Origin of the sequence: Pseudomonas flavocrustae, from assembly GCF_029872515.1 — a bacterium.
GTDB lineage: Bacteria > Pseudomonadota > Gammaproteobacteria > Pseudomonadales > Pseudomonadaceae > Chryseomonas > Chryseomonas aestiva.
Genome location: NZ_JAPDIQ010000003.1, coordinates 231,058 through 256,169 on the forward strand (window position 1 = coordinate 231,058; position 25,112 = coordinate 256,169).

At 61.2% G+C, this 25,112-nt stretch carries 31 protein-coding genes and 3 pseudogenes; 29 read left to right on the top strand and 5 right to left on the bottom strand.

Annotated elements, in window-relative coordinates; all coding sequences use genetic code 11:
- The first annotated feature begins 1 nt into the window (after nucleotide 1).
- Together OMP44_RS08940 and arsH are read left to right on the top strand one after the other, a co-directional pair.
- Nucleotides 2-475 carry an arsenate reductase ArsC gene (locus OMP44_RS08940; protein ID WP_280307413.1) on the top strand — a complete coding sequence of 158 codons (474 nt, stop codon included), beginning with the start codon at nucleotides 2-4 and terminating at the stop codon, nucleotides 473-475.
- Nucleotides 472-1,194: an arsenical resistance protein ArsH gene (gene arsH / locus OMP44_RS08945; protein ID WP_280307414.1), complete on the top strand. Its 723-nt coding sequence runs from the start codon at nucleotides 472-474 to the stop codon at nucleotides 1,192-1,194. The genes OMP44_RS08940 and arsH overlap by 4 nt, the downstream gene beginning before the upstream one ends.
- Nucleotides 1,195-1,205: 11 nt before the next feature.
- Here the strand turns inward: arsH and OMP44_RS24935 are convergent, their stop codons facing one another.
- Complete coding sequence (locus tag OMP44_RS24935) at nucleotides 1,206-1,271, bottom strand: DUF4113 domain-containing protein (RefSeq protein ID WP_431312631.1); 66 nt, start codon at nucleotides 1,269-1,271, stop codon at nucleotides 1,206-1,208.
- 54 nt (nucleotides 1,272-1,325) lie between these two features.
- On the opposite strand from OMP44_RS24935, the pseudogene OMP44_RS08950 reads away from it, so the two are divergent.
- Nucleotides 1,326-1,781 (top strand): annotated as a pseudogene (locus OMP44_RS08950) (phage late control D family protein); the annotation flags it as partial.
- Here OMP44_RS08950 and OMP44_RS08955 read toward each other — a convergent pair.
- Together OMP44_RS08955 and OMP44_RS08960 are read right to left on the bottom strand one after the other, a co-directional pair.
- Entirely contained in the window at nucleotides 1,778-2,503 is a 726-nt protein-coding gene (locus OMP44_RS08955; RefSeq protein ID WP_280307415.1) for a hypothetical protein, read from the bottom strand. The pseudogene OMP44_RS08950 and the gene OMP44_RS08955 sit on opposite strands and share 4 nt — an antisense overlap.
- 48 nt (nucleotides 2,504-2,551) lie before the next feature.
- Nucleotides 2,552-3,217, bottom strand: coding sequence for a DUF4113 domain-containing protein (locus tag OMP44_RS08960; RefSeq protein ID WP_337960392.1), 666 nt, complete (start codon nucleotides 3,215-3,217; stop codon nucleotides 2,552-2,554).
- Between the two features lie 1,369 nt (nucleotides 3,218-4,586).
- On the opposite strand from OMP44_RS08960, the gene OMP44_RS08965 reads away from it, so the two are divergent.
- On the top strand, nucleotides 4,587-5,660 hold the full coding sequence (locus tag OMP44_RS08965) for a GmrSD restriction endonuclease domain-containing protein (RefSeq protein WP_280307417.1): 1,074 nt from the start codon (nucleotides 4,587-4,589) through the stop codon (nucleotides 5,658-5,660).
- Nucleotides 5,653-6,168: a HEPN domain-containing protein gene (locus OMP44_RS08970; protein WP_280307418.1), complete on the top strand. Its 516-nt coding sequence runs from the start codon at nucleotides 5,653-5,655 to the stop codon at nucleotides 6,166-6,168. The genes OMP44_RS08965 and OMP44_RS08970 overlap by 8 nt, the downstream gene beginning before the upstream one ends.
- A gap of 124 nt (nucleotides 6,169-6,292) precedes the next feature.
- On the opposite strand, the pseudogene OMP44_RS08975 reads toward OMP44_RS08970, so the two are convergent.
- Both OMP44_RS08975 and OMP44_RS08980 read right to left on the bottom strand, forming a co-directional pair.
- Nucleotides 6,293-7,303, bottom strand: a pseudogene (locus OMP44_RS08975) (phage portal protein).
- Complete coding sequence (locus OMP44_RS08980) at nucleotides 7,303-9,090, bottom strand: terminase ATPase subunit family protein (protein WP_280307419.1); 1,788 nt, start codon at nucleotides 9,088-9,090, stop codon at nucleotides 7,303-7,305. The pseudogene OMP44_RS08975 and the gene OMP44_RS08980 overlap by 1 nt, the downstream one beginning before the upstream one ends.
- Nucleotides 9,091-9,244: 154 nt before the next feature.
- Between OMP44_RS08980 and OMP44_RS08985 the strand changes: the two genes are divergently transcribed.
- The 24 genes and pseudogenes from OMP44_RS08985 (at nucleotide 9,245) to OMP44_RS09100 (ending at nucleotide 25,109) form a co-directional block, all read left to right on the top strand.
- Nucleotides 9,245-10,090 carry a GPO family capsid scaffolding protein gene (locus OMP44_RS08985; protein WP_280307420.1) on the top strand — a complete coding sequence of 282 codons (846 nt, stop codon included), beginning with the start codon at nucleotides 9,245-9,247 and terminating at the stop codon, nucleotides 10,088-10,090.
- Nucleotides 10,091-10,118: 28 nt separating this feature from the next.
- The gene (locus OMP44_RS08990; RefSeq protein ID WP_280307421.1) at nucleotides 10,119-11,135 is read left to right on the top strand and encodes a phage major capsid protein, P2 family; all 1,017 of its coding nucleotides are present in this window, start codon (nucleotides 10,119-10,121) and stop codon (nucleotides 11,133-11,135) included.
- Nucleotides 11,136-11,138: 3 nt separating this feature from the next.
- Nucleotides 11,139-11,840, top strand: a complete 702-nt coding sequence (gene gpM / locus OMP44_RS08995; protein ID WP_280307422.1) for a phage terminase small subunit — start codon at nucleotides 11,139-11,141, stop codon at nucleotides 11,838-11,840.
- Between the two features lie 101 nt (nucleotides 11,841-11,941).
- Nucleotides 11,942-12,403 (top strand): head completion/stabilization protein, encoded by a 462-nt coding sequence (locus OMP44_RS09000; protein WP_280307423.1) that lies wholly within the window; start codon nucleotides 11,942-11,944, stop codon nucleotides 12,401-12,403.
- On the top strand, nucleotides 12,403-12,627 hold the full coding sequence (locus OMP44_RS09005) for a tail protein X (RefSeq protein ID WP_074583728.1): 225 nt from the start codon (nucleotides 12,403-12,405) through the stop codon (nucleotides 12,625-12,627). The genes OMP44_RS09000 and OMP44_RS09005 overlap by 1 nt, the downstream gene beginning before the upstream one ends.
- A gap of 22 nt (nucleotides 12,628-12,649) precedes the next feature.
- Nucleotides 12,650-12,964 (top strand): phage holin, lambda family, encoded by a 315-nt coding sequence (locus tag OMP44_RS09010; RefSeq protein WP_027599397.1) that lies wholly within the window; start codon nucleotides 12,650-12,652, stop codon nucleotides 12,962-12,964.
- Nucleotides 12,961-13,785, top strand: a complete 825-nt coding sequence (locus tag OMP44_RS09015) for an N-acetylmuramidase domain-containing protein (RefSeq protein ID WP_280307424.1) — start codon at nucleotides 12,961-12,963, stop codon at nucleotides 13,783-13,785. Before OMP44_RS09010 ends, OMP44_RS09015 begins: the two co-directional genes overlap by 4 nt.
- The gene (locus OMP44_RS09020; RefSeq protein ID WP_280307425.1) at nucleotides 13,782-13,988 is read left to right on the top strand and encodes a hypothetical protein; all 207 of its coding nucleotides are present in this window, start codon (nucleotides 13,782-13,784) and stop codon (nucleotides 13,986-13,988) included. Before OMP44_RS09015 ends, OMP44_RS09020 begins: the two co-directional genes overlap by 4 nt.
- Nucleotides 13,985-14,407 carry an Rz-like lysis system protein LysB gene (gene lysB, locus OMP44_RS09025; RefSeq protein WP_280307427.1) on the top strand — a complete coding sequence of 141 codons (423 nt, stop codon included), beginning with the start codon at nucleotides 13,985-13,987 and terminating at the stop codon, nucleotides 14,405-14,407. Before OMP44_RS09020 ends, lysB begins: the two co-directional genes overlap by 4 nt.
- Nucleotides 14,310-14,519 carry an Rz1-like lysis system protein LysC gene (gene lysC / locus OMP44_RS09030; RefSeq protein WP_280307719.1) on the top strand — a complete coding sequence of 70 codons (210 nt, stop codon included), beginning with the start codon at nucleotides 14,310-14,312 and terminating at the stop codon, nucleotides 14,517-14,519. The genes lysB and lysC overlap by 98 nt, the downstream gene beginning before the upstream one ends.
- Nucleotides 14,516-15,046 (top strand): phage tail protein, encoded by a 531-nt coding sequence (locus tag OMP44_RS09035; RefSeq protein ID WP_280307428.1) that lies wholly within the window; start codon nucleotides 14,516-14,518, stop codon nucleotides 15,044-15,046. Before lysC ends, OMP44_RS09035 begins: the two co-directional genes overlap by 4 nt.
- The gene (locus OMP44_RS09040) at nucleotides 15,039-15,488 is read left to right on the top strand and encodes a phage virion morphogenesis protein (protein ID WP_280307430.1); all 450 of its coding nucleotides are present in this window, start codon (nucleotides 15,039-15,041) and stop codon (nucleotides 15,486-15,488) included. Before OMP44_RS09035 ends, OMP44_RS09040 begins: the two co-directional genes overlap by 8 nt.
- Before the next feature lie 91 nt (nucleotides 15,489-15,579).
- The gene (locus OMP44_RS09045) at nucleotides 15,580-16,167 is read left to right on the top strand and encodes a ComF family protein (protein WP_280307431.1); all 588 of its coding nucleotides are present in this window, start codon (nucleotides 15,580-15,582) and stop codon (nucleotides 16,165-16,167) included.
- Nucleotides 16,164-17,072 (top strand): addiction module antidote protein, encoded by a 909-nt coding sequence (locus tag OMP44_RS09050; RefSeq protein ID WP_280307433.1) that lies wholly within the window; start codon nucleotides 16,164-16,166, stop codon nucleotides 17,070-17,072. The genes OMP44_RS09045 and OMP44_RS09050 overlap by 4 nt, the downstream gene beginning before the upstream one ends.
- 84 nt (nucleotides 17,073-17,156) lie before the next feature.
- Nucleotides 17,157-17,711 (top strand): phage baseplate assembly protein V, encoded by a 555-nt coding sequence (locus OMP44_RS09055; RefSeq protein ID WP_280307434.1) that lies wholly within the window; start codon nucleotides 17,157-17,159, stop codon nucleotides 17,709-17,711.
- Nucleotides 17,708-18,052: a GPW/gp25 family protein gene (locus OMP44_RS09060; protein ID WP_280307435.1), complete on the top strand. Its 345-nt coding sequence runs from the start codon at nucleotides 17,708-17,710 to the stop codon at nucleotides 18,050-18,052. The genes OMP44_RS09055 and OMP44_RS09060 overlap by 4 nt, the downstream gene beginning before the upstream one ends.
- Nucleotides 18,049-18,960 (top strand): baseplate J/gp47 family protein, encoded by a 912-nt coding sequence (locus OMP44_RS09065; protein WP_280307437.1) that lies wholly within the window; start codon nucleotides 18,049-18,051, stop codon nucleotides 18,958-18,960. Before OMP44_RS09060 ends, OMP44_RS09065 begins: the two co-directional genes overlap by 4 nt.
- 2 nt (nucleotides 18,961-18,962) lie before the next feature.
- Nucleotides 18,963-19,502, top strand: a pseudogene (locus OMP44_RS09070) (phage tail protein I).
- A complete protein-coding gene (locus OMP44_RS09075; protein WP_280307438.1) occupies nucleotides 19,499-20,092 on the top strand; it encodes a phage tail protein in 594 nt (197 codons plus the stop codon). The pseudogene OMP44_RS09070 and the gene OMP44_RS09075 overlap by 4 nt, the downstream one beginning before the upstream one ends.
- Before the next feature lie 1,309 nt (nucleotides 20,093-21,401).
- Nucleotides 21,402-21,851 carry a hypothetical protein gene (locus OMP44_RS09080; RefSeq protein ID WP_280307440.1) on the top strand — a complete coding sequence of 150 codons (450 nt, stop codon included), beginning with the start codon at nucleotides 21,402-21,404 and terminating at the stop codon, nucleotides 21,849-21,851.
- The gene (locus OMP44_RS09085; protein ID WP_280307441.1) at nucleotides 21,848-22,285 is read left to right on the top strand and encodes a hypothetical protein; all 438 of its coding nucleotides are present in this window, start codon (nucleotides 21,848-21,850) and stop codon (nucleotides 22,283-22,285) included. Before OMP44_RS09080 ends, OMP44_RS09085 begins: the two co-directional genes overlap by 4 nt.
- Before the next feature lie 53 nt (nucleotides 22,286-22,338).
- Nucleotides 22,339-23,286: a hypothetical protein gene (locus OMP44_RS09090; RefSeq protein ID WP_280307443.1), complete on the top strand. Its 948-nt coding sequence runs from the start codon at nucleotides 22,339-22,341 to the stop codon at nucleotides 23,284-23,286.
- A gap of 92 nt (nucleotides 23,287-23,378) precedes the next feature.
- A complete protein-coding gene (locus OMP44_RS09095; protein ID WP_280307444.1) occupies nucleotides 23,379-24,545 on the top strand; it encodes a phage tail sheath protein in 1,167 nt (388 codons plus the stop codon).
- Nucleotides 24,546-24,593: 48 nt separating this feature from the next.
- Nucleotides 24,594-25,109 carry a phage major tail tube protein gene (locus OMP44_RS09100; RefSeq protein ID WP_280307445.1) on the top strand — a complete coding sequence of 172 codons (516 nt, stop codon included), beginning with the start codon at nucleotides 24,594-24,596 and terminating at the stop codon, nucleotides 25,107-25,109.
- Nucleotides 25,110-25,112 lie beyond the last annotated feature (3 nt).

The window sequence follows — 25,112 nt, forward strand, 5'->3', positions numbered from 1 at the left end:
CATGAAAGTCCTCTTTATGTGCACGGCCAATAGCTGCCGCAGCGTTCTGTCTGAAGGTCTCTTCAACCACCTTGCGCCTGCTGGCTGCTCTGCCGTGAGCTCAGGCAGCTTTCCCAGCGGACGGTTGAACCCTATCGCGGTCCAGACGCTGGAGGGCCTGGGCATCGATACCTCCGGCCTCTACAGCAAAGGGTCCGAGACCTTTGAAGGCAACCCGCCAGACATCGTCATCACGGTCTGTGACAAGGCAGGAGGCGAGCCCTGCCCGGTCTTCTTTGGTCCCTCGATAAAAAGCCACTGGGGCTTGGCGGATCCTTCTGACGTTGTCGGCAATAATGACCAGGTCCAGGCCGCGTTCGATGCAACGGTGGCTCAGATCCGCAGAAGACTGGACGCCTTTTTCCGCCTAGACCCGAACGCCTTGAGCCCAGCGCAACTGAAGCAGGCGCTCGATGAGATCGGAGAGATCCAATGAGCGCACCTCTCGAAACCAACCCCAACCTGGACGAATCGCTATTCGACGTCCCCACCGTCGATAAGCTCTCCGAGCCGGCACAGCTTCAACACAAGCCACGCATCCTGCTGCTGTACGGATCGAATCGCGAGCGCTCCTTCAGTCGGCTGCTGGTTGAGGAGGCAGCCCGAATCCTGCAGCTCATGGGCGCCGAAACGGCGGTCTTCAATCCATCCGGCCTGCCTCTACCTGACGACGCGCCGGTAGAGCATCCCAAGGTTCAGGAGCTTCGCGACCTGGTGCTCTGGTCCGAAGGGCAAGTGTGGTGCTCCCCCGAGCGCCACGGCTCGATGTCAGCGGTATTCAAGGCGCAGATCGACTGGATCCCGCTCACGCTGGGCGCGGTACGTCCTACCCAGGGCAAGACGCTCGCTGTCATGCAGGTCAGTGGCGGGTCCCAGTCGTTCAACACGGTGAACCAGCTGCGGGTCCTCGGCCGATGGATGCGCATGGTGACCATCCCCAACCAGTCATCGGTTCCCAAGGCGTTCCTGGAGTTCGACGAAGCGGGACGCATGAAGCCCTCGGCCTACTACGACCGAGTAGTGGATGTCATGGAGGAACTGATGAAGTTCACGCTTCTCACAAGGGGCCGGGAAGCCTACCTGGTTGATCGCTACTCCGAGCGCAAGGAGAGCGCCGAAGCACTCTCGGCGCGGGTCAATCAGCGTTCAATCTGATCGACGGCCCTTCAACTTGCGCGCGGCAGCTCCCCCCACCGCGTCGTATACCCCCGCGACAGCAGCTCCCGCCGCATCTACCACCGGATCGGCGGGCACAAGGCCGTAGCGTTTCCAGTCCTCAATTTGCTGCGTCTCGCCAGAGTCCCCTTTCAGCCTACGCCACACGAAATTTTCCGCGCACTACCGCCACCCTTGCCTACCCGCTCGCCCTGGCCCGACCGAAGCTCATGCCCGAACCCACCTACACCCTGCAGGGTGTGAAGGCCGAGATCGACGCCATCATCTGGTACGGCGGGAACGTGCAGCACAGTCTCACGGCGGACGGCGGCTACACCACGCGCCTCGAGCTGGAAGCCAAGCTGCCGGAAGACCTGGTCGCCGACCTGGTCGACGAGATCCCGGGCGACTACACCGGCATCATCGCCTACTACCGAGATCCCGAGACCGGCAAGGAGCACACCCTCACCGAGGGCGACCAGAGCAAGCCGCGGCGGCTCTGGCACCTGTACGCCACCAAGGCGACGGCGAAGCGGGCCGTGGAAAGGGAGTGGAAAAAGCTGAAAGAAACTGACCTGGCTACCTAACGCGGTAGAGCAGGCTGACAGTCCGAGGCACTAGCCAATGGAGAAACAACCCACTCACTACCTGGATCAATAATGGAAAACCTTTGGCGAGCTTCGCAAGGTAGTACCAAATACTTACCATTCACAGAGCCCACCAATATTGATTTATCAGCTCCAGAGAGCCTAGACACCATATAAGTAGAACCCAGCCCTTTAGCAACTTCCTTATATTTCGAATCCGTAGCTATATAAATTAATACAGAGAGTAGAACAGGAACCCCCATGAAGTAAATTGAAAGATTCTTCGCCTCACGCTTCTCATATATGGAAAAAAATAAATCATAAAATATTGGCCCCATATAAACGTAAGGGAACACCTCCATTACGGGGTCAAAAAACACTGACGATTTGGAGAATAATTTCGAAAGCCCGCCAGCGATCAAGAGGGAGACCAACCCTATCAACCCTAGGATAACCTGAGCATTCTGAAGCGAATTCTCTCGCCATTTTGTAAAGCTAAATATTACTGCCGAGACAAACGCCGCTGCCACCCCAACAGCGCCATTCGCTATAAAGTCTTGTGGCCCATGAAACCTAAGAACCCACGTGCAATCCAGAACCGCATATAGGACTGCTAGCTTTAGATAGCCCAGAGCATACGTGACAAGTGTAAGAGTCGTTATAATTGCCCCAAATTCGATGATTCGGCGGGGTGGTTTTTCAATGTCAGCAGAACCTTCCATGCTCGCACTTTCCTAACAGGCAAATTGTTATTAACCAATCATAGCGGATTAGATTGCATAATCTAGCCAGCCTGCGGTAACTCCCCCCCACCTTGTCATATACCCCCGCGACAACAGCTCCCGCCGCATCTGCCACCCCGGATCGGCGGGCACCCGCCCCACGTGTAGCGCCGCCCGCCCGTATCGCGCATTGATCCGGTCCACCACCCGCATCCGCTCGCTGGGCCGCCCCTGCCAGGCCGGGGCGAAGAGATCCGGCGTGAACTCGTCCGTCTGCACGATGCTGCCCAGCACCCCGGCGCACTTCGAGTAGGCGTAGCCCTCGCGATAAATGGGGTCCAAGCCGGCCAGAACGACCTGCACCAGGAGGCGGGTGTAATCGATAGGGTGCGCGAGCGGGATACACAGGCTGCGGTAGTAGCGGCGCTCCTCCAGCTCATGCTGCCCGGTCTGGATGCTCACCAGCGCCAGCGTTCGGGTGCTGGATATCCCGACGCCGATGGGCATATGCACTCGCGTCAGGCTCTTACGGTCCAGCCCCAGGACGCCAAGCAGGCCGATGAGGTCCGCCCAGCACTTGTTGATCGAATACGCCTCCACGTCCAGCACCATCCCCTGGATGGTCCGCACCACCCGGTTCGAGACGTCGGCGTAGAGCTTGTAGTTGGAATTGAGGAAGCCCACGTTGTGCTCTGGACACGCGCCATATCTCACTTTCTCATCGATACTTAAAGGGTCCGCTTCCAATCGGATGCCTGGCTTTCCTGATAGACTCAACCCTGAACTCCAGCATGCTGCAGACCCGGATTTCTACGCTTGTTCTGCCGTTTTTTGGCAGTGAGACGTTAGCGTTCCCCTTCCGATTCAACTCATGCTCCTTACGCTTGCGACCTTGCAGCTACAGCTCTACTGAAGCGGCTGAAAGGTAGCAAACCAGCTCCACACAGACGTACCGAGATGCTTGCCGAAACCGCCTCAAACCCAGCAATCACGCGCCCTGAGCCGTCCCGCCGCTTCTCCGTGGCGCCCATGATGGATCGGGCCGACTGAAGCTGAAACGCCCGCCTGGCGCGGCCTTCAAACCCTCCGGTTTCGCTTCGTAGCAAATTTGTAGCACTCACCTCTCCAAGCCCCACTTTCTCGCTCTCCTCTACCCGCCAATCCAGCCTGTTCGTCACCGCCTCAGCGAACGCCTGAGCGCCAGCCTGTGAGCGTCTGTGAACGTGCAAGTACGTCAGAGCGAGCGACGGACGTTTAGCGCGCTAATTGGGCGCTATCCTCGATTTATGTTCAGGCCAGGGGATACCGTTATTTCTGTTCCCGCTTTCTCTGATGCCATTGGAGCCCTTGTGCGATGCGGCTTCCAGCGATTGGTCTTACTGTTCCGGCTGCGTAATTTCGCCGTTCCCCAGTAACAAACCCTACTGTTACGATGAAAAGTAAAGAAATCTATGTAATTCAGTAACTTAGAAAACGGGAACGCTGACGGGAACAGTGCCGTAACAGTAGCCAGGAAAGGCCGCAGGCTAGGCGTAGCGCGGGTTGTAGCGGATTGCACTGGCTCGGGAACGGCGGTAACAGTGCCCCAGCCCTCTATGAAAAATGAGGGTCGCGGGCTTCGTGAGAAAAGCTTAGGTGGTGCAGGGATTCGCAGGGATTTTCAGCCTACCGTACCCCCCTTCCGCCCCAGAAGCGGCGCCGGCCTGAGCCTGGTGCAGGGCTGCAGAAAAAGTGACCCATTTAGCCCGCAGGCGTGGCGGGGGGACGACGGCGCGCCGGCAACTCTGCGCTTCTATTGAGCGGAAGTGGGTAAACAGTATGAACCGCTGGCCGAGCCCTTTAAAGCTGCTGACGATCGAACGCGTTGCGGAGCGATCTAACTTAAGAGACACTCCAGCATCGGTAATGCAGTTGACCTCTCTAGGCAAGGACCGCCTCATGCAATGCTCTACCCTAGCCGCGAAGCATTCTTAATGCATGCATTTGATGGCACTTTGCCCTCAGCTTTTCCATGCGCGATGCACTAACGCGCCTTAAAACAGAAAATATCTTAAATTACTGACAGAAAGCCGAGGAAAAAACAGTGACTCCCGACCACTCTGAAGAACTCAAGATCGAACCGGAAATTGATGAAACTCCATTTGTCGAATTCGACATATCAGTATCTCCATCAGATCCCTCTTTGGAGCTTCTTGCAAGCCAAATAGAGAGGGGCGATGTAATCATCCCCTTCTATCAAAGAAAATTTGTTTGGAACATAACTCAATCTTCGCGCCTTATTGAGTCATTCTTAATGGGACTACCGGTCCCGCAAATATTCTTATATGTAAACGACGACGACCAACTCGAAGTTATTGACGGACAGCAGCGCCTGATGTCGATTAAAGCTTTTCTCGAGGGCTACTTTGGGGAAGAAGATCAAAAAGGGCGACGACAAATATTTAAACTTAAAGGCCTTTCTGAAAGATCTGAATACAACGGGAAAACGTTCTCTGAATTAAGCCCCCGCGACCAAAGAAAATTGCGAAATTCAACATTAAGGGCAATCAACATCAAGCAACTTAAGCCCAGCCTGAGAAACGATAGTGTATTCCATATATTTGAACGCCTTAACACAGGCGGCACTCAGTTAAAGCCTCAAGAGATCCGCAACGCTGTCTATCGCGGCAGAATTGTCGAGGAACTTTCGGCTTTAAATGAGACGCCCGGATGGCGCGAAATACTAGGCTTACAGCGGGCAGACAAGAACCAGAAAGATATTGAGCTAATTCTAAGGCTATTCTCGCTATACAAAGAATGGAATGAGTACGAGAAGCCAATGCTTCGATACCTGAACAATTCGATGAGCGCCCACAGAAATTTTGACTCCACAAAAGCTGATGAGTTTATGGAAAAATTTCCAGCTGCAGTGGAAATAGCGCACAAAGCGATTAAGGTTCCGTTCAGACCTAAAGGCGTTCTTAATACTGCCGTTCTTGAATCAGTCTTGATATCCATTATGGAGAATGGAGAAATCAGCGCTACAAATCTTGCAGAGCGGTATGAAAATCTGATCAGTGATGGAAGCTATCTCTCACTAACAAGCGGTCCTACTACGGACACCGCAGTACTGAAGGCAAGAATCGTTAAGGCGGGAGAAATACTATCAAATGCCTAGACAGGACATGGATTTCCATTTAAACAAAATAGACGAACTTGCGAGGGAGATAGAAAACTTTGTCCCCCCAAACAGGATCGACGCTCAGGCCTTTAGAGCCCACTTAGCAGGGTTGCTAGTCGTCACTATTGCAGCAACCTACGAAGCATGCGTTAAAGAAGTTCTCATAACACACGCTTCTAATCATCACGTTGCATTTGGTGACTTCGCACAAAATAACTACAACAAGATTAACAGTAAAATACGCGTAGGCGACCTAAAGAATTATGCAAAGCTGTTTAGCAATGCATTGCACACGAAATTCTGCACCACACTCTCACAGAGAAAAAACAAAATAAATGAACGATTAGGAAAAAACATAGAAACTAATTTCGAACAAATTCTCAACTGGCGACACTCATTTGCCCACGCCTGGGTCAATAGCACCACAATTGAAGAGGCGATGATTACTCACAGATTAGCGAAAAGGGTACTTTATGCGTTTGATGAGGCACTCAATGGGCGATAGACGATACAACTGGGAAATAGCAGCGGACATGTAGTGTTCGGATTCCTCAAATTGAAAACCGCTTGTTTCCAGGCGTGGTATTGATCCTAGAAAAGCGCATGAAAGCAGCGAGGCGATCAGAAGCTTAGTCTGCGGTTCGCATTTCGTAGGGTCTGAAACAGATCACCTCCTCTCCCAACCATTCGTTAACCTGAGCGAGCCGCGCCTGCAGCGGCTCCAGCTCGTTGGTGGCATACACCTCCGCAGCCTCCTTGATCGAGCCGAAGCCACCGGCGTTCTGCGGCACGATGCCCATCAGCTGCGGCGGAATCCGCAGGCCAGCGAGCATATCGTCGCGGGTGATGCTCTTGATCGAGTTGAATTCGTCCTTCGCCGCTACCTCGCTGACGGGGATCAGCTGGATGCCGTCCTTCTTGCCGTTGGGCGCGTAGACGAAGAGGTTGCGGAAGTTGCCTGGGCCCTTGGCCGAGCGCAGTGCGGTGCGCAAGGAGTCAATGTCCTCCTCCTTCTGTGCGGCGTCGGTCATGTAGAAGATGAAGCCGGCGTGACTGCCGTTGTTGTAGTACTTGCGGCGGAACAGCGTGGCCGATTCATTAAGCAGCGCCTACTGCATGGCGGCGAGCCACTCGGGCATGCCATAGATCTCCTGGTTGATGTCGGCCTCGCGCAGGTGGCAGATGGTGCCCGGCGCGAACTCGTGTTCGTCCTGCCAGCCCCTGACCTGGAAGAAGCGGCCCTCCTCCCCTCGCCTCATGTACTTGGCCAGCGGCGGCTGCAGGCTGATCGGCGTGCCCAGGCGTGACTGGCGGCGCTCCAGGTAGGCGTTGCCGCACCAGAGGTAGTCCAGGGCCAGTTGTTCGAAGGCCGCGCGGCTCAGCAGCGGGTGCGGGATGAAGGTGCGGGCCAGGAGGTTGCGCTTGAACTTGAGGCCGGAGTCCAGATAGACGCTGGCGCGGGTGGCCTTGGCCAAGCCGTCGAGGGACAGCGGCGGGTCGTAGTAGCGGCCGTTGAACCAGCACTCCAGGTAGTCGAAGACCTCGCGGCCATCGAGCACTGGCGCCGGATCGCCGAAGGTGAAGGCTTCGACGCCAGGCGCGTGGGCAGTCGCGCTGGCCAAGATGGTGGAATCGCTCATCAGTAGATCTCCATGACGCCAGTATTACGGGCGGTCTGCCCTTCCAGCGGCTCGTTGTGCAGGGCATGAAAAAGGGCCCACGCGAGGTCCGCGTGGCCAGTGGTGTCGTTGCGACCGGCGGTGTAGGTGAATTGCCGGCCGCTGGCGGTAGTGGTCTTACGAATGGCCATGAGCGACTGGGCGACGTCGGTCCAACCGGCATCGAATTCGAGCCGGCCGTTCTTGATCACGTCGTAGGCCTTGAGCACCAGGCGGGTCTTCACCTCGGGCGAGTAGCTGAAGGTGGTCAGCCCCGGGAAGAACTGGCGCACCAGCTGGGCCACGCCGCTGCCCATACCGGTGACGTCGATGCCGATGTAGCTCACCCAGTAGCGCTGGCAGACCTGGCGGATCGCCTCGGCTTGAGCGGCGAAGTCCATCCCGCGGAACTGGTAGCGCTCCAGCACGCGAAACTTGCCGCCCGGTACCGCCGGTGGCGCGACCACCACCAGGCCGGCGGTGTCGCCGGTCTCGGCGGGGTCATAGCCGACCCAGACCGGGCGATCGCCCAGCGGTCGGGCAGCGAAGGGCTTGTAGTCCTCGGCCCACTCGACCCAGCTGTCCACCATGCCGGGTTGCAGCATGGCCAGGGGGAAGATGCTAGCGCCGTCATCGACGAACTGGCACATCAGCAGGTTCTGGAAGGCCTCGGCCGAGTATTCGAGCTTGAGCTCCTCCAGATCGAACAGGTCGCAGCCGCGCGCCTCGGCATCCAGGATGGTGACGATCTGCCGCCAGATACGGTCCTCGCACAGCCGGCCCTGCTGCAGGGCGTCATGGGATATGTCCAGCTTAAGGTGATGGGCGACAGGTTTGCCCTTGTTGAAGCGCTCGCCGGTCCAGAAGGTATAGGCCTCATGGGCCATTGAGCTGGGCGTCGAGAAGTAGGTGCGACGGTATTGCTTCTGCATGGCCATGCCGCTGGCCACCTTGTTCAGCTCCTCAAAGCGGAAGGTCCAGAAGAATTCGTCGAAGTAGAAATTGCCGTGGTAACCCTGGGCGGTGCGGGCATTGGTGCCTAGGAAGTGCAGCTCGGCGCCGTTGGCCAGGATGATCGGATCCCCTGTCACCTCGACACCACAGACCTCTCGGGCGAAGGCCTGGATGTACGCTTTGAAGATATGCGCCTGGTTCTTGCTGGCCGACAGGAAGATCTGGTTGCGCCCAGTGATCAAAGCGTCCAGGAAGGCCTCGCGAGCGAAGTAGAAGGTGGCGCCGATCTGCCGGCTCTTGAGGATGGCGCGGGTCCGCTGCTGGCCTGCCCGGTACCAGTCCAGCTGGTAGCCGAAGCACTGATCACGGAAGGCGCTCTCAAGGGCCTCGATCTGCTCCTCGGTGAACTCGTTGCGCGCGGCCTTCTTCTTCGGCCCGGCGTTGCGGTTGTCGAGCTTCGGGTTGAGCTCGGACTCGGTACCGCCGCCCTGAAAGCGCTGGATCCGAGCCTGGCGTTCCAACTGACGGTGCAGCAGGTCGATCTCCTTGAAGTCGCCACCGGTCTTGGCGTCCTTGAGGATCAGCTGCACCAGGCGCGCCTCCAGGGCACCGCCGATCCGCTCGACGTTGTCCGCCCGATCCCATTCGTCCCTGGCCTTCCAGCTATGGACGGTCTTTTCCTTCTCCTCGATCGCCTCAGCGATCTCCGTCACCCGCCAGCCCATCCAGTAGAGGTGCTTGGCGCGACGGCGCACGTCCATTAGCAGGTCGGTGGACGGGATAGGCACGGAGTCGGATTCAGGTAGGCTTTTCATGGCCGCCAGACTGCCGCCCCGGCTCCCTCCTCCATAGCGCGCGGATTTGTACAACGCGCCGCTACAACGGCCCCTCGTTGCTGGGACGCGCGCGCGTCCCGACCATGCCCCTCATCGCCCAAGCACTCCCGCTAAGCCTTTGAGGATCCCCGGCATGGCCGACCCCAAGACCCCGAAACTTCGCTCTCCCTTCTTCCGCGTCGCCGTCGAGGGCGCCACCAGCGATGGCCGCCAGATCGAGCGCGCCTGGATCGAGCAGGCCGCCGCCAGCTACAACCCCAAGACCTACGGCGCCCGCATCTGGATGGAGCACATCCGCAGTAGCGTGGCGGACAGCCCCTTCAAGGCCTACGGCGACGTGGTGGCGGTGAAGGCCGAAGAGGTCGAGATCAACGGCCAGAAGAAGCTGGCCCTGTTCGCCCAGATCGAGCCCACCGCCGACCTGGTGGCCATGAACAAGGCCAAGCAGAAGATCTACACCTCGATCGAGATCTCGCCCAAGTTCGCCGACACCGGCGCCGCCTACCTGGTCGGCCTGGGCATCACCGACAGCCCGGCCAGCCTGGGTACCGACGTCCTATCTTTCGCTGCGGCCAATCCGGCGGCCAACCCCTATGCCAGCCGCAAACTGCACGCGGACAACCTGTTCACCGTGGCCGAGGAAACCGCCCTCACCTTCGACGAGGTCGAGGACAAGCCCGGCCTGGGCGCCCTGCTCTTCGCCAAGGTCCAGGAGCTGCTCAAGGGCAAGGAAGCGCAGACCCTGGGCGAGTTCGCCCAGTTCGGCGCCGCGGTCACTGCCGTGGCCGAGCACGTTCGCGAGCATGACGAGCGCTTCACCCGCGCCGAGGCCGCCCTCACCGAGCTGGCCGGCAAGCACCAGCAGCTGCAGACCGACTTCGCCGCCCTGCAGCTGCAGCTCAGCCAGACCCAAGACCCCAACCAACCCAAGCGCCCTCCGGTCACCGGCGGCGATGGCCAGAACCTGACCGACTGCTGATCAGCCGTTCACCTTTCCGGAGAGATCCATGCGTAACGATACCCGTGTGCTGTTCAACCAATACCTGGAGCAGGTCGCCAAGCTGTCCGGCGTCTCCTCCTCCGCGGCGACCTTCGCCGTGGCGCCCACCGTCCAGCAGAAGCTGGAGACCCGCATCCAGGAGTCGAGCGAGTTCCTGAGCAAGGTCAACATCATTCCCGTCGATGAGTTGATGGGTGAGAAGGTCGGCCTGGGCGTCTCCGGCACCATCGCCGGTCGCACCGACACCAGCGGCACCGCCACCCGCCAACCTCGCGAGATGCAGGCGCTCGACAAGCGCGGGTACGAGTGCAAGAAGACCGACTTCGACACCGCCATCACCTACCAGCTGCTGGATACCTGGGCCAAGTTCCCCGACTTCCAGTCTCGCCTGCGTGACGCCATCGTGAAGCGGCAGGCCCTGGACCGCTTGATGATCGGCTTCAACGGCACCAGTGCCGCGGCCACCACCAATCGCGCCACCAATCCGCTGCTCCAGGACGTCAACATCGGCTGGCTGCAGCAGTACCGCAGCAATGCACCGCAGCGCGTGCTGAAGTCGGGCAAGGCTGATGGAAAGATCGTGATCGGTACCGGCAGCGACGCCGACTACAACAACCTGGATGCCCTGGTCTTCGACGCGGTCAGCAACCTGATCGACCCTTGGTTCCGCAAGGATCCGGGCCTGGTGGTAATCCTCGGCCGCGACCTGGTGCACAACAAGTACTTCCCGCTGGTGAACAAGGAGCAGCCCGCCTCCGAGAAGCTGGCCACCGACGTGATCCTGGCCCAGCGCCGCATGGGCGGCCTGCAGCCGGTGGAGGTGCCGTACTGCCCGGACAACGGCATGCTCATCACCTCGCTGCAGAACCTGTCGCTCTACTACCAAACCGGTGGCCGCCGCCGCTTCGTCAAGGAGGCGCCGGAAAAGAACCGCATCGAGAACTACGAGTCGAGCAACGACGCCTACGTGGTCGAGGACTACGGCTTTGGCTGCCTGATCGAAAACATCGTGACGGGCGTGTAAGCCATGGCCTCCTCTCCCGCGAAAAGCCACTTCCAGGCAGCTGCAGCGGCACTCGCCGCCGCGGCCGCTGGGCCGGCCGACAGCATGGCGGGCCGCACCGTGTACGAGCAGCAGCTGGCTCAGCTGCTGCAGGACCGGCTGCGACTCAAGCAGGTGCAATCCACCCAGGCCAAGGCCGAGCTTAAGCGACAGCTGCTCGGCGCCTACGCCGACTACGTTAGCGGCGTGCTTAAGGGCGGCAACGGCGCCCAGGACGAAGTGCTGGTCACCGTGATGATCTGGCGCATCGATGCTGGCGAATTTGCCGGTGCCCTGGACATCGCCACCTACGTGCTGCGCCACGGTCTGCTGATGCCCGATCGCTTCGAGCGCACCCCGGGCTGCCTGATCGCCGAGGAAGTGGCCGAGGGCGCACTGGCGGCGCAGAAGGCCGGCCATGCCTTCGACCTGGACATCTTGATGCGCACCGCCGTGCTCACCGATGAGCACGACATGCCCGACGAGGCGCGCGCCAAGCTTTACCTGGCCATCGGCCGGGCCGAGTTGGCCGGCATTGACGAGGATCGACCAGGTCGTCCGGGCCAGTTGGTCTCGGCCATCGAGATGCTGCGCAAGGCTATCGGGTTGCACGACCGCTGCGGCGGCAAGAAAGACCTGGAACGGGCCGAGCGCCTGGCCAAGAAACATGCCGCCCCTGGCGGCTAATCGAGCGGTCCCCCGCAACCCCGCCGGCTCGGGACGGATCGGCCAGGCCTTGCCTGGGACCGTGAAGCCCCGACCACCGGCGACCCATTCGAGGCAGCGTCATGAGCGGATTCGTTGCAGGCGGCACCGTCGCCAGCGGTCAGGTGGTGTCCGACCCTTTCTGGCCCGCGATCGATCTGGACCAGGTCCGCGCGCGGCTGCGGATCGACAGCAGCGTCAGCACGGAGAAGCTGAAAGCCGCGGTGATCGCCGCGGCCATCGCCGTCAATCGCGAGCTCGCTGGCTACCGCTTCGCCCAGACCGCCAGCGGCTACGCGACCCTGGCCGCCGTGCCCGGGCTTCAGGTCGACGGCGTCAGCGAGCGTGCCCACCTGTATCTGCGCGCGATCGACGCCGCCACCGCGGCCGAGGTCGCCGAGCGGTACCGCAGCTACGACAGCACCGCCAAGGGCGACAAGGACGCCGAGGCGCAGACACCCACCATCGACGAGTACCGGCGCGATCAGCGCTGGGCCATCCGCGACTTCCTGGGCCTGGCCCGGACCACCGTGGAGCTCATCTGATGGCCACCGTCGTGCGCGCCCAGCAAGGCGACACCCTGGACCGGATCTGCCTGCGGCACTACGGACGCACCCAGGGCGTCACCGAGGCCGCGCTCGAAGCCAACCCGGGCCTGGCCGAACTCGGCCCCATCCTGCCGATCGGCACCCCTATCACCCTGCCAGACGCCCCCGCCCAAGCCTCTGCCGGCATCGCCGCGCAGCAGCCGGTGAACCTCTGGGACTGACCCCATGCACGAGAAACCCCCTATGCCCGACCGTCCCGACACCTGGGCCTGGCTCGCCGCCTGGCTCGAACACAACTGGCCTGCGCTCTACGCCGGGCTGGTGGCTGGCGTCATTGCCGCCCTGCGCATCGCCTACGGCGGCGGCACCCTTCGGCGCGTGCTGCTCGAAGCGCCGCTCTGCGGCGCCCTGGCCCTGGCCGCAAGCCACGGCCTCTCCCTGCTGGGCATCCCTGCCAGCACCGGCCCCTTCTGGGGCGGAATCATCGGTCTGCTGGGCGTTGAGGGTACTCGCGCCGCGGCTAAACGCTTCGTCGAACGCAAGGTGGAAACGCAATGAACCAGCCCAAGATCCTGCTTATCGGCGCCCATGGCCTGGCCGTGCGCGACCTGCAGAAAGCCCTGGCCGCGGCCGGTTTCACCGTCGACCTGGACGGCGACTACGACGAAGGCACCGAGCAGGCCGTCGAAGCCTTCCAGCGCTCTGTCGGCCTGGTAGCCGATGGTATCGCCGGCCCGAAGACCTTCGCCGCCCTGCAGGGCAAGCGCGACCCGCTCCACCTGGGCTACGCCGACCTCGAGCTCGCCGCCAAGACCCTGGGCGTCCCCGTCGCGGCCGTCCAGGCGGTCAATGAGGTTGAATCCAAGGGCGAAGGCTTCCTGGACAACGGCCGGGTGGTGATCCTGTTCGAGCGCCACGTCTTCTACCAGCGCCTGGTCAAGGCCCACGGCCAGGCCGAGGCCGATCGCCTGGCAGCCCTCAACCCGAACCTGATCAATCCGAAGTCAGGCGGATACGCTGGCGGTGCGGCCGAGTGGCAGCGCCTGACCTCGGCCCGCCAGATCGACGAGGCCTGCGCGCTGGAGTCGTGCAGCTGGGGCCTGTTCCAGGTCATGGGCTACCACTGGCAGAACCTCGGCTATGCCAGCGTCCAGGACTTCGTCACCCGCATGCAGACCAGCGAAGCCGAGCAGCTCGACGCCTTCGTCCGCTTCGTCAAGGCGGAGCCCGCGCTGCTCAAGGCGTTGAAGGCGGGCAAGTGGGCCGACTTCGCCCGCGGCTACAACGGCCCTGCCTACGCCCGCAACCTCTACGACGTGAAGCTCGAGCGCGCCTTCGCCCGCTACAGCGCCGCCGCCCCGGCTAAGGACGCCGCATGACACCCGTCACCGACGTGCAGCGCCTGGATCCGCAGGATGGGGAGGTCTTCATCCTGCCGGCCGGCGCGTCCTTCGAGGATGCCGAGCGCCTCTGCGAAGCCATCCAGACAGCCAAGCCGGGCGTGCGGGCTGTCGTGGTGATCGGCGAGCTCGCGCACCTGGACCAGGCGGCGATGAACCGCGCTGGTTGGTACCGCCAATGATCAGCTGGAAGGAGAAAACGCTCTTCGCGCTCGCCCTGGCCCTCACGATCGCCGTGCTGTGCCTGACCCTCTATGCGCAGGGCCTGCGCATAGACCAGGCCAACCAGAAGCGCGACGCCGCCGAGGACCAGGTCACCCAGCTGACCGGCGAGCGCGACCACCTCACCGCCACCCTCACCCAGCAGCGGGCCGCCCAGGCCCAGCTGCAGACCACCCAGACAGACCTGCGCCGCGAGATCGATGTCCGCAAGCGCCGGATCCAGGAGCTCGAAGATGAAAACGCCGACCTCAAGGCTTGGGCTGGCCAGCCTCTGCCTGCTGCTGCTCGCCGGCTGCGCCAGCGGCCCGTCCTCACCGGAGCCACGGCTTACCGTGAGTGGCTGTCCAGTGGTAACGCGCTGCCAGCTGCCGTCGACTGACCCGCGCAATAACGGCGAGCTGCTGGACGACAGCGAGGCCCTGGAAGCGGCCTGGGCCGACTGCGCCGCCCAGGTCGATATGGTCTATGACGCCCAGCAGGCCCACCCATGAACAAGCCCGAGAGCCTGCGCGCTCACCTGCTCGCCGCCGTGCCGGAGCTGCGCCACAGCCCTGACCGGCTGCTGGTCTTCATCGACAAGGGCAAGCTGCGCTGCACCGCTGCGGCCAGCCTGTCCTGGGAGTACGACTACGAGCTGCAGATTATCCTCACCGACTTCGCCGGCCACCCGGACGCCGTGATGCTGCCGCTGCTGGCCTGGGTCCGGACGAACCAGTCCGAGCTCCTGGTCAACCTGGACAAGTCCGCCCAGGGCATCGGCTTCGAGGCCGACATCCTGGACAACTCCAAGGTGGATCTGGCCATCACCCTGCCCCTCACCGAGCGCGTGGTCGTGAAACGCCAGCCGGACGACACCTACCAGCTGAGTCACGTGCCCGAGTCCCCGTACACCGAGTACCAGGAGCCGGCCACCTGGCAGGTGTTCGCCGGCGACGAGCTGCTCGCCGAGTGGCAATCCGGATCCGCCGGCGACACCCTCGCCCTGGAAACACCTATCCCGGGCCGCAGTCGTGGCTGACCTCGAGGCGCTGGAGACCTGGCTCTCGCCGCTGCTGCAGAAACTGGATGGGCGTGGTCGGGCGCAGCTTGCACGCAAGGCTGCCCAGGAGCTGCGCCGGAGCCAACAGCAGCGGATTCGCGCCCAGGTGAACCCGGGCGGTTCGCCCTATGCGCCGCGCAAGCCTCGGGATCTGCGTGGGAAGAAGGGGCGGATCAAGGGGAGGATGTTCGAGAAGCTCAAGATGGCGCGGTATCTCAAGACGAAGGGCTCACCGCAGGCGGCCGTAGTTGGGTTCACAGGGCGGGTAGCGCGCATTGCCCGCGTTCACCATTACGGACTGAAAGACCGTGCCGAACGGGTAGCCCCTGAGGTCCGCTATTCCTCTCGAGAGCTACTTGGAGTAACAGACCGAGAAAAGGAGATTTTCTGGGAGGCGGTAGCGAACGCAATGGGTCTTTAGGCACAGAAGCCTAGCTCCACCTGACAGGCGGTATGGAATTCACCAGTCAGCAGTGTAACCTGTAGGCTACACCCGCAAGGAGCGCTTCTCTATGATTAAAATAAATCCAATGGAAATCAAAGGTAATTGGGTATATGGCGAAGCCCTAGATTTTCATACGACGTCAAGTACGCACATGGGCCAAAATGAGTATGGCCATGACGTATGGGACACCATCAGACCTCCGATAGCGGAGCTTCTCTACCAACTTAAATATAAAAACAACCGAGAGGCTCTTAATCAAATAGTGACAACAGCAGCCAACCACCTAAAAAGATCCAATGCGATTTTTGACTGTATTGTCCCTGTACCTTCATCCGCGAACCGCGCCTTTCCACCAGCCTTGGAAATCGCCAAAGGCATAGGCCGCATATTGGGAATTGACGTTAACGACTGCATAGAAAAAACCCGGCAGAGTAGTGAACTCAAGGGTGTTACCGACCCCGATGAACGTCAAAGACTACTTAGCGGATTATATAAAGTCGAAGAAAATACCTTGGAAGACCTCAAGGTGCTGTTGATTGATGATCTATACAGATCGGGTTCGACCATGAGCCATATCACCGATGTACTATACCAGCAGGGACAAGCCAAGAGTGTTTTCACCCTTGCAATAACCAAAACCAGGACTAACAGATGAGTACAATATTTATAGGTGGCTCCCGACATGTATCAAAACTTCCCGCCCACATATTGAGTCGGCTAGAAAATATAATCGAAGCAAAGCACGAAGTCATCATCGGAGATGCAAATGGCGCCGACAAATCGGTACAAAATTACTTTTCAAACATGAACTATGACAAGGTCACAATATACTGCTCAGGCGCAAAACCAAGGAACAATATAGGCAACTGGAAGACTCTCAATATTTATCCAGAGAATATCACCAAAGGCTTCCAATTCTACGCAGCCAAAGATCGAGAGATGGCCAAGTCCGCAGACTATGGACTTATGATATGGGATGGAAAAAGCCCCGGAACTATATTGAACGTCCTGAGGCTTCTATTAGGAAACAAGAAGGCCGTACTTGCAAACACAAAAAAAGACACCCTAATAAACTTTGTATCTCTTGCCCAGTGGGGCGACTTCTTAAAATCGTGCGACCCGCAACTTATTGCCGATCTAGAATCCCGAGCGACACCAGAAGAACTATTAATGGTGATTCAAAATCCAATAAATCACGACTTGTTTGAGGAGAATCTCGACACCCCAGCTGACGTAAAAAACCCAAAAAATATAAATTTTTCCGAACAACTTGACAGCAAGCTTGCCGAACCGAACTTGGACCTTATCAACGCAGCACTTGAAGAAAGAAATCTGCCTTGTTTTCTTGAGTTAATAGGACAGGCTGCCAAGTCGAAAGGAATGACTCTAGTTTCGCAAGAAACTGGACTGGCCAGGGAGAGCTTATATCGGTCGCTAGGCTCTGCTGGCCAGCCCGAATTTGATAGTATCCTAAAAGTAATTTCCTCCCTTGGTTATAAACTCATACTGAAGCAAGTAGAACCATCTACATGTAAGGACTCGGAAACTGTAGCTGGATAACGTTGGGCTAAATTTAGTTGTAGCTAGCACTGCTACAAATTACGTTGGCTGCGCTCAGCACGCGCACACGCCATCCTCCGCGGCATGACCGATATCGCCGCCCTCTCCCGCCTCATCGAGAACCTGATCCGCCTAGGCACCATTGCCGAAGTCGACCATGGCAGTCTCACCGACCAGCGCCCCGCCCGCGTCCGGGTCCAGAGCGGCGCACTCCTGACAGGCTGGCTGCCCTGGCTCGCCCTGCGCGCCGGCGAGAGCCGCGAGTGGGATCCGCCTACCTTGGGCGAGCAGGTCATCGTCTTCAGCCCAAGCGGCCAAACCGCCCAGGGCGTCGTGCTCTGCGGTCTGTTCAGCCAGCTGCTGCTGGCCAACGCCGACCGCGCCGGCCTGCACCGCCGTACCTATCCGGACGGCGCGGTCATCGAGTACGACAGCGAAGCCCACCAGCTGCTGGCCACCCTGCCCGCCGGTGGCAGGGTCCAGCTCAACGCCCCAAGCGGTTTCAAGCTGCAGGGCGACGTGGACATCGATGGCCTGGTGACCGTCAGCCAGGACGTCGTTGCCGCCGGCATCAGCCTGGTCAAGCACAAGCACAGCGGCGTCCAGAGCGGCGGCGCCCAAACCGGAGCGCCGGTATGAACCGCGCCACCGGCCTGAGCCTCACCGACCTCGAGCACCTGCAGCAGTCCGTGGCCGACATCCTCACCACGCCCATCGGCAGCCGCCTGATGCGCCGGGACTACGGCTGCGACCTGTTCAGCCTCATCGACCAGCCCCTCAACGGCGCCCTCGCCCTGCAGGCCAAGGCGGTGATCGTGATCGCCCTACTGCACTGGGAGCCGCGCATCAACCTCACCCGCATCGCCCTGGAGCTGGGCGACGAGCCGGGCCAGGCCTTCGTCGACCTCGAGGGCTACAGCACCGCTACCAACGCCGCCATCAGCCTTCGTGCACCGCTGCGCCTGGGAGGTGCCGCATGACCACCTTCACCCCCATCGACCTCAGCCAGCTGCCGGACCCGGCCGTCGTCGAAGCCTTGGATTTCGAGACCCTGCTAGCCCAGCGCAAGGCGCGCCTGATCGCCCTCTTTCCCGCTGCCGAGCAGGCCAACATCGCTGCCCGCCTGGAACTAGAGTCCGAGCCGCTGACCAAGCTGCTGCAGGAGAACGCCTATCGCGAGCTGCTGCTGCGCCAGCGCGTGAATGAGGCGGCCCTTGCCACCATGCTGGCCAAGGCCCAAGGTACCGACCTCGAGCAGATCGCCGCCGGCGTCAACCTGACTCGCCTGGTCGTCACCCCAGCCAACCCCAATGCGATGCCGCCCACCGCCGCGGTGATGGAGGTAGACGACGCCCTGCGCGAGCGAGTTCAGATGGCCTGGGAAGGTCTGAGCGTGGCGGGCCCGCGCAATGCCTACATCCTCCACGCCCGCAACGCCAGCGCCCTGGTGGCCGACGCCAACGCCACCAGCCCCAGCCCTGCCGTGGTTACGGTCACAGTCCAGGCTCTCACCGGTGACGGCACGGCCTCGGCCGGACTGCTGGCCACGGTCAGCAAGGCCCTCAACGACGAAGATGTCCGCCCGGTCGGTGATCGCCTCATCGTCCAGTCCGCCCAGATCCTGCCTTACCAGGTGACGGCCATCCTGCACCTGGTCAACCCAGGCGCCGAGGGCGAGGTCATCCTCGCCATCGCCCGGACGCGGCTTGCCGCCTACGTCAATCAGCGGCGCCGGCTCGGCGTGCGCGTCTCGCGTTCGGGTATCGATGCCGCGCTCCACGTCGCCGGTGTCGCCTGGGTCGAGCTGATCGGCTGGATAGATCTCACGCCCACTGAAGCCCAGGCGGCCTACTGCACCGCCACCAGCATCACCACCCAGGGAGCCTGAGCATGACCGCCCTGCTGCCCCCCAACAGCACCCGCCTGGAGCGCCTCGCGGCCGAGGCCCTCGCCAGCATCGGCGACGTGCCCATTCCGCTGCGCGACCTGGCCGACCCCGATCGCTGACCTGTGGCCCTGCTACCGTACCTGGCCTGGGCCCGCTCGGTTGACCGCTGGGACAGCACCTGGAGCGAGGCCACCAAGCGCCAGGTGATCAAGTCGGCCTACTTCGTCCACGCCCACAAGGGCACCCAAGGCGCGATCCGCCGCGCGATCGCTCCGTTGGGCTATCGCCTCGAGCTGATCGAGTGGCACGCCAAGACGCCACAGGGCACCCCCGGCACCTTCGACGCTGTGATCGACATCAGTGCCTCCGGCTTCACCGACGAGGGCTTCGCCGAGCTGCAGCGCCTGATCAGCGATGCCAAGCCCGTGTCGCGTCACCTGGAGCGCCTCGCCATTCGCCTGGTGGCCACACCCGTGACCTATCTCGCGATCGCCTGCATTGTCGGCGAATCCATCTCTCTTTATCCGCGAGTCACCTCATGACCCAGCCTTACTACTCCCTGGTCACGCCAGCGGGCCTGGCCTACGAGGCCGCCTGCAAAGCCGCAGGCAAGCCCGTCGTCCTGGTGGCCCTGGCTGTCGGCGACGGCAACGGGACCGCCTACGCACCCTCCGGTACCGAGGCCGGGCTCAAACGCGAAGTGTGGCGTGGCCAGCTCAGCACGCTCGCCCGGGTCGAAAACCATCCTGACCAGGTGCTGGCCAGCGCCCTGATCCCCGCCACGGTCGGCGGCTGGACGCTGCGCGAGCTCGCCCTCTGGACGGATACCGGCGTCCTCTACGCGATCGGCAACCTGCCGGCCTCCGACAAGCCCGCGCCGGACAGTGGCAGCGCCAAGGAATTCGAGCTGCGGATCTACCTGCAGACCGCAGCTGCCGCCCAGGTCTCGCTGATCGTCGATGCCAGTGTCATCACCGCCACCCAGACCTGGACGCGGCAGCAGATCACCACTGGCATCGCCGAGCATTCGGCCGCTGCCGATCCTCACCCCCAATACCTCACCGCCGAACGCGGCAAGGCCCAGCTGCTGGGCAGCCGCGCCAAGCGATTCTTTCACTCCAGCGGAACCTAACCTATGGCATCTGGACGACTCGGCAAGGCAGTTCTAGCTGCCAATACCGACACCCTTCTCTACACAGCTCCCGCCGGGACGGTCACGACCGCGACCGTGAGCGTGTGCAATACCGGGACAAGCTATACCTCGGTTCGCCTCGCAATCGTGGCCGCGAGCGCTGCTGCGCCCCTTGCAAGCGATTACCTGGAATTTGATGTCTTGTTGGCTCCAGGTGGAGTACTCGAGCGCACAGGTGTCGCGATGTCGCCCGGAGAGCAGATCTTTGTTAGAGCGTCAGCGCCAGCTGCGGCGCGCGCTCACGGTTTCGAGGAGGCCGCTTAAATGGGTCGCATAGTTACGACTGCAACGCTGGCAACATCGCAGCGCGTCGATATGCCCGCTGGCTTTTTGGGCATCTTCGGTACTGGCAATTTCAAGGTCTTCTTGAACTCAGGCCAGTTCCAGGTCCCGCCTGGCATAACCCGAGTGCGCGCGCGCGTGGTCGGCGGCGGCGGAGGCTTCTCGGTGACGTACAACTCGGTGCCGACAGGCTACACGGGCGGCGCGTCATCCTTCGGTAGCTTGATCAGCGCCACGGGTGGCGCGCCGGGCACAAAATCTGCGCCGGGAGCGGGCGGCATAGGGATAGGGGGAGATTTCCAAGCCAGTGGCGGCATCGGTGGCCCTGTAGGCGGCGGCGGTGGGGCTGGGAGTCAGCTTGGCACGGGTGGCATTGGAGGCGCGGCTGCCTCATACAATGCCGGTGGCACTCAGACGTACCTGTGCGGAGGCGGCGGCGGCGTAGGCGGCGGCGCGGGCGGAAGTGGTTACGCGTTTTCCGGCGGCCTGTTCGGCACCAGCTGCGGAGGCAGCCCCTACGGTAATGCTGTCAACAATGCGGGGCCGGACTGGCTCGGTAATGTCAATCGCTCGGCTACTGCGTTTTCCAATACGGGCGTCATGCGGTTTCCTTTTGACACGTTCCCCGGCGGCGGCGGCATACCGGGGGGGCCACAGCCCGCTGGCCCTGGTGGTGGCGGGCCAGGCATGTCGGGGGGGGGCATGGTCAGTCGCCTCGCTGGCCGGAATTGGCGGCGGTGGTGGTGGCACTTCCGGATATTCGGGTATAGCGGGTTGCGTCGGTGGCGGTGCTGGCGGTGGTTTGGCCGGCGGTAACGCAGACTACATCTGCGGCTGTGGCGGCGGCGGGTATGCGCATGGTGTGTTTAACGTGACGGCTGGCGATACCTACGTGGTGACAGTCGCAGCCGCGGGCAATGCTATGTGCGGCCAGAGCGCCGGTCTCGTTGTAGTGGAGTGGTAACGCATGAGCAATTACGCGCGAATCATCAACAACGTCGCGGTGGACGTGAGCACCGACCCCAAGAACAGTTTCCATCCCATCCTGGCCGCCGATTTCGTCGAGGTACCCGCAGAGGTTTCGCCCAGCTGGATTCTGACAGGTAGCACCTGGTCCGCACCGGTTTCGGTTGCGACTGAGACGCCGAAAGAAGTCGGCAACCTCAAGCCCTCGCCGATGGAGTTCCTCCTGCTGCTGACGCTGGCCGAGCAAGCGGCGATTCGCGCCGCTGCGCCGAACGATTCGCAAGTCGGCATCCTGGTCAGCATGGTCGACGACACCCGGCTGACCTTCGTGGATCTCACGCACCCGACGGTTATCGAGGCGATTCAGTACCTCGCTGGAAAGCCGACTCTGCTGACGGCCGATCGTGCCGCCCGGGTGCTGGCGGGTCTGCCGCCCAAGGCCACCGCATGACGGTCCGCCTTGCGCTGTACAAGGCGCCGGGCAAGCTCAGCGACAGGCTGATCCGAGGCTGGACGCGCAGTCCCTACTCGCACTGCGAGCTGGTGCTGCCGGACGGCCGCTTTGTCAGCAGCTCGCCCAGGGACGGCGGCGTGCGCGCCAAGGTGATCGAGCCGGATCCGGCGGCCTGGGACTTCCTGCCCCTCCCCTGGATCCGGCCCGCCCACGTCGAGCAGCTGCTCGAGCAGGAAGCCGAGGCGGGTTATGACTGGCTGGGCGTTTTTGGCAGCCAGATCCTACCGGCCGGCATCCAGAGCCGGTCGCGCTGGTTCTGCTCTGAGTTCTGCGCCTACGTTTTAGACCTGGAGCAGCCGCAACGCTACAGCCCGCGCCAGCTCGCCGAAACCATACAGTGGGCACACGGGGTACTTCGCACTACTTCATGAGGTCTTTCATGACCATTTGAGTTATTGTCACGCGCTCGAGACAAGGAGGCCTCATGCGCGAGATAACCCATCGGATCAAGCTCTATAACAGTCGACTGAAAGTTAAATCCCAACTCTTGGCAAGCAGCCTAATTTTTAAACTACTGCTAGCTCAAGTTATCCTTTCGGTAACAGCGATTGGAATCTATGCGGTAGAAAGATTCTGGAGTGGGGGCACGACTTACGCTTTTCTACCATTTTGGGTTCTATTGACCGAGATAGCTTTTATTCCAGGCTTCTTTCAGCTCGCAATAATGAGAGAGTACGCTCGAGATAGAGCATTACACCCTGGGTCACCCACTCACTCGCTGCCTATCATGTATGAGCGATCGCGCCAACGAAAATTGAATTGCCTACGATCTGTATTCGGCGGACCCATTTACCCTAAATCTCTTGCTGATGACCTTATAGAAAAGTGGGAGTGGTCGAAGACCTTGAAGAACCAAATCAGGAATGCCAGCGGCATCCAGGTCAAGGGCTTCTTCCGCCTTCCTTCCTCGGCAGTACTGGCGGGCTATCTGATTGGCATTGCAGGTATCGCGGTCACTTTGGTAGTCACTTTGCTCCAACGTGAGGAGACCCTCGCTTCTCTTCCAGAATCATGGTCAATTTTCAAAACACTCATGTTTTTCGCATTCACTCTTGGTCTAGTTCCTATTGTTGCCCTCCTCATTCTAGTGCCAGCGATCTGGAATGGCCTCATAGACTCAGGGCTTGGCATCAGAGAGAGCCTAGATGACGATTACCTTAGCGATAAGTCATTCTTCCTATTCATAGGACAGTTAGCTGAACTCCATGAGACCAGGGAACCTCGACTGCTATTAAAAACCAGCCGTAGGGTTCGTATGCTAACTCTTCTACTTACCTCACCGATTTCAGATCTGCTGAAGACATTACGGGAAGCACGAGCGACTGAGGCAAACGACGAAAGTGATCAGCGCCGCATCAGCGATAGCTTGTAAAAGCTAGCGCTACAAAAGCTACACCGCGCATCCCGCGCGCGGATCCGCCAGCCTGTGCAGCGTCATCTACCTACCTGCGCAGGCAACCCCTCATGGCTGACTTCCATCACGGCGTGCGTGTCCTCGAGATCAATCAGGGCGCCCGCTCCATTTCCACCGTTTCCACGGCCGTCATCGGCATGGTTTGCACCGGCAGCGATGCCGATGCCACCACCTTCCCGCTCGACACGCCCGTCCTGCTGACCAACGTCCAGGCCGCTGTCGGCAAGGCCGGTACCAAGGGCACCCTCGCCCCCTCTCTGCAGGCGATCGCCGACCAGTCCAAGCCCGTCGTGGTCGTGATCCGCGTCGCAGACGGCGCCAGCGCTGCCGAGCTGCAATCCAACCTGATCGGTGGCGTCGTCGCCGGCCGATACACCGGCATGAAGGCCCTGCTCGCGGCCAAGGCCAAGCTCGGCGTGACGCCGCGCATCCTGGGCATTCCCGGGCTCGACACCCAGGCCGTGACCACCGCCCTGCTGCCGATCGCCAAGCAGCTGCGCGCCTTCGTCTACGCCAGCTGCTATGGCTGCGCCACCAAGGAAGAGGCCGTCGCCTACCGCACCCAGTTCAGCGCTCGCGAGCTGATGGTCCACTGGCCGGACTTCCTGGCCTGGTCCACCACCGACAACAAGACCGTCACCGCGGCCGCCACCGCCCGCGCCCTGGGCCTGCGCGCTCAGATCGACCAGGAGACCGGCTGGCACAAGACCCTCTCCAACGTCGCCGTGGCCGGCGTCACCGGCGTGTCCAAGGACGTCTTCTGGGACCTGCAGAACACCGCCACCGACAGCGACTACCTCAACGGCAACCAGATCACCACGCTGATCAACCACGAGGGCTACCGCTTCTGGGGCTCGCGCACCTGCAGCGACGACGCGCTCTTCACCTTCGAGAACTACACCCGCACCGCCCAGGTGCTGGCCGACACCATGGCCGAGGCGCATTTCTGGGCGGTCGACCGCCCGATGCACCCGAGCCTGGTGCGCGACATCGTCGAGGGCATCAACGCCAAGTTCCGCGAGCTGACCCGCCAGGGCTACCTGCTGGGCGGCGAGTGCTGGTACGACGCCGACGCCAACGCGGCCAGCACCCTCAAGGCCGGCAAGCTCTTCCTGGACTACGACTACACCCCCGTCCCGCCGCTGGAAGACATGACCCTGCGCCAGCGCATCACCGACCGCTACCTGGCCGACTTCGCGACCCGCGTTAACGCCTGATCCTGATTACCCGGCGCCCCTATGGGCGCCCACTGGAGAGCTGCCCCCATGGCCATGCCTCGCAAACTCAAGAACATGATGCTTTTCAACGACGGCCACTCCTACCTGGGCGTCGCCAAGTCCGTCACCCTGCCGACCCTCGGCCGCAAGATGGAAGCCTTCCGCGGCGCCGGCATGAACGGCCCGGTGAAGGCCGACCTAGGCCTGTCCGATGACGGTATCCAGCTGGAATGGACCCTCGGCGGCCTGGACCTCACCGTCCTAAAGCAATTCGGCGCCGTGGGCGCCGCAGCCGTGCCCCTGCGCTTCGCCGGCGCCTACCAGCAGGACGACACCGGCGACGTCACCGCCGTAGAGGTTGTCGTCCGCGGCCGCCACGAAACCATCGAGATGGGCGAAGCCACGGCCGGTGAAGATACCGAGCACAAGATCACCACCACCTGCAGCTACTACAAGCTCACCGTCGAGGGCCAGACCCTTATCGAGATCGACCTCCTGGCCTTCATCGAGAACGTCGGAGGTGAGGATCGCCTCGCCAAGCAGCGCGCCGCCCTCGGCATCTGAACC

Excerpts from the sequence above, each read along its gene's own strand:
- OMP44_RS08940 (WP_280307413.1), top strand. The coding sequence starts at position 2 with ATGAAAGTCCTCTTTATGTGCACGGCCAATAGCTGCCGCAGCGTTCTG.
- OMP44_RS08985 (WP_280307420.1), top strand. The coding sequence starts at position 9,245 with ATGGCCGACCCCAAGACCCCGAAACTTCGCTCTCCCTTCTTCCGCGTC.
- OMP44_RS09080 (WP_280307440.1), top strand. The coding sequence starts at position 21,402 with ATGAGCAATTACGCGCGAATCATCAACAACGTCGCGGTGGACGTGAGC.
- OMP44_RS09035 (WP_280307428.1), top strand. The coding sequence starts at position 14,516 with ATGAACAAGCCCGAGAGCCTGCGCGCTCACCTGCTCGCCGCCGTGCCG.
- OMP44_RS09050 (WP_280307433.1), top strand. The coding sequence starts at position 16,164 with ATGAGTACAATATTTATAGGTGGCTCCCGACATGTATCAAAACTTCCC.
- OMP44_RS09005 (WP_074583728.1), top strand. The coding sequence starts at position 12,403 with ATGGCCACCGTCGTGCGCGCCCAGCAAGGCGACACCCTGGACCGGATC.
- OMP44_RS09020 (WP_280307425.1), top strand. The coding sequence starts at position 13,782 with ATGACACCCGTCACCGACGTGCAGCGCCTGGATCCGCAGGATGGGGAG.
- OMP44_RS09075 (WP_280307438.1), top strand. The coding sequence starts at position 19,499 with ATGACCCAGCCTTACTACTCCCTGGTCACGCCAGCGGGCCTGGCCTAC.
- OMP44_RS08955 (WP_280307415.1), bottom strand. The coding sequence starts at position 2,503 with ATGGAAGGTTCTGCTGACATTGAAAAACCACCCCGCCGAATCATCGAA.
- arsH (WP_280307414.1), top strand. The coding sequence starts at position 472 with ATGAGCGCACCTCTCGAAACCAACCCCAACCTGGACGAATCGCTATTC.
- OMP44_RS09095 (WP_280307444.1), top strand. The coding sequence starts at position 23,379 with ATGGCTGACTTCCATCACGGCGTGCGTGTCCTCGAGATCAATCAGGGC.
- OMP44_RS09000 (WP_280307423.1), top strand. The coding sequence starts at position 11,942 with ATGAGCGGATTCGTTGCAGGCGGCACCGTCGCCAGCGGTCAGGTGGTG.
- OMP44_RS08970 (WP_280307418.1), top strand. The coding sequence starts at position 5,653 with ATGCCTAGACAGGACATGGATTTCCATTTAAACAAAATAGACGAACTT.
- gpM (WP_280307422.1), top strand. The coding sequence starts at position 11,139 with ATGGCCTCCTCTCCCGCGAAAAGCCACTTCCAGGCAGCTGCAGCGGCA.
- lysB (WP_280307427.1), top strand. The coding sequence starts at position 13,985 with ATGATCAGCTGGAAGGAGAAAACGCTCTTCGCGCTCGCCCTGGCCCTC.
- OMP44_RS09060 (WP_280307435.1), top strand. The coding sequence starts at position 17,708 with ATGAACCGCGCCACCGGCCTGAGCCTCACCGACCTCGAGCACCTGCAG.
- OMP44_RS09090 (WP_280307443.1), top strand. The coding sequence starts at position 22,339 with ATGCGCGAGATAACCCATCGGATCAAGCTCTATAACAGTCGACTGAAA.
- OMP44_RS09045 (WP_280307431.1), top strand. The coding sequence starts at position 15,580 with ATGATTAAAATAAATCCAATGGAAATCAAAGGTAATTGGGTATATGGC.
- OMP44_RS09065 (WP_280307437.1), top strand. The coding sequence starts at position 18,049 with ATGACCACCTTCACCCCCATCGACCTCAGCCAGCTGCCGGACCCGGCC.
- OMP44_RS09055 (WP_280307434.1), top strand. The coding sequence starts at position 17,157 with ATGACCGATATCGCCGCCCTCTCCCGCCTCATCGAGAACCTGATCCGC.
- OMP44_RS09100 (WP_280307445.1), top strand. The coding sequence starts at position 24,594 with ATGGCCATGCCTCGCAAACTCAAGAACATGATGCTTTTCAACGACGGC.
- OMP44_RS08990 (WP_280307421.1), top strand. The coding sequence starts at position 10,119 with ATGCGTAACGATACCCGTGTGCTGTTCAACCAATACCTGGAGCAGGTC.
- OMP44_RS09015 (WP_280307424.1), top strand. The coding sequence starts at position 12,961 with ATGAACCAGCCCAAGATCCTGCTTATCGGCGCCCATGGCCTGGCCGTG.
- OMP44_RS08980 (WP_280307419.1), bottom strand. The coding sequence starts at position 9,090 with ATGAAAAGCCTACCTGAATCCGACTCCGTGCCTATCCCGTCCACCGAC.
- OMP44_RS09085 (WP_280307441.1), top strand. The coding sequence starts at position 21,848 with ATGACGGTCCGCCTTGCGCTGTACAAGGCGCCGGGCAAGCTCAGCGAC.
- OMP44_RS09010 (WP_027599397.1), top strand. The coding sequence starts at position 12,650 with ATGCCCGACCGTCCCGACACCTGGGCCTGGCTCGCCGCCTGGCTCGAA.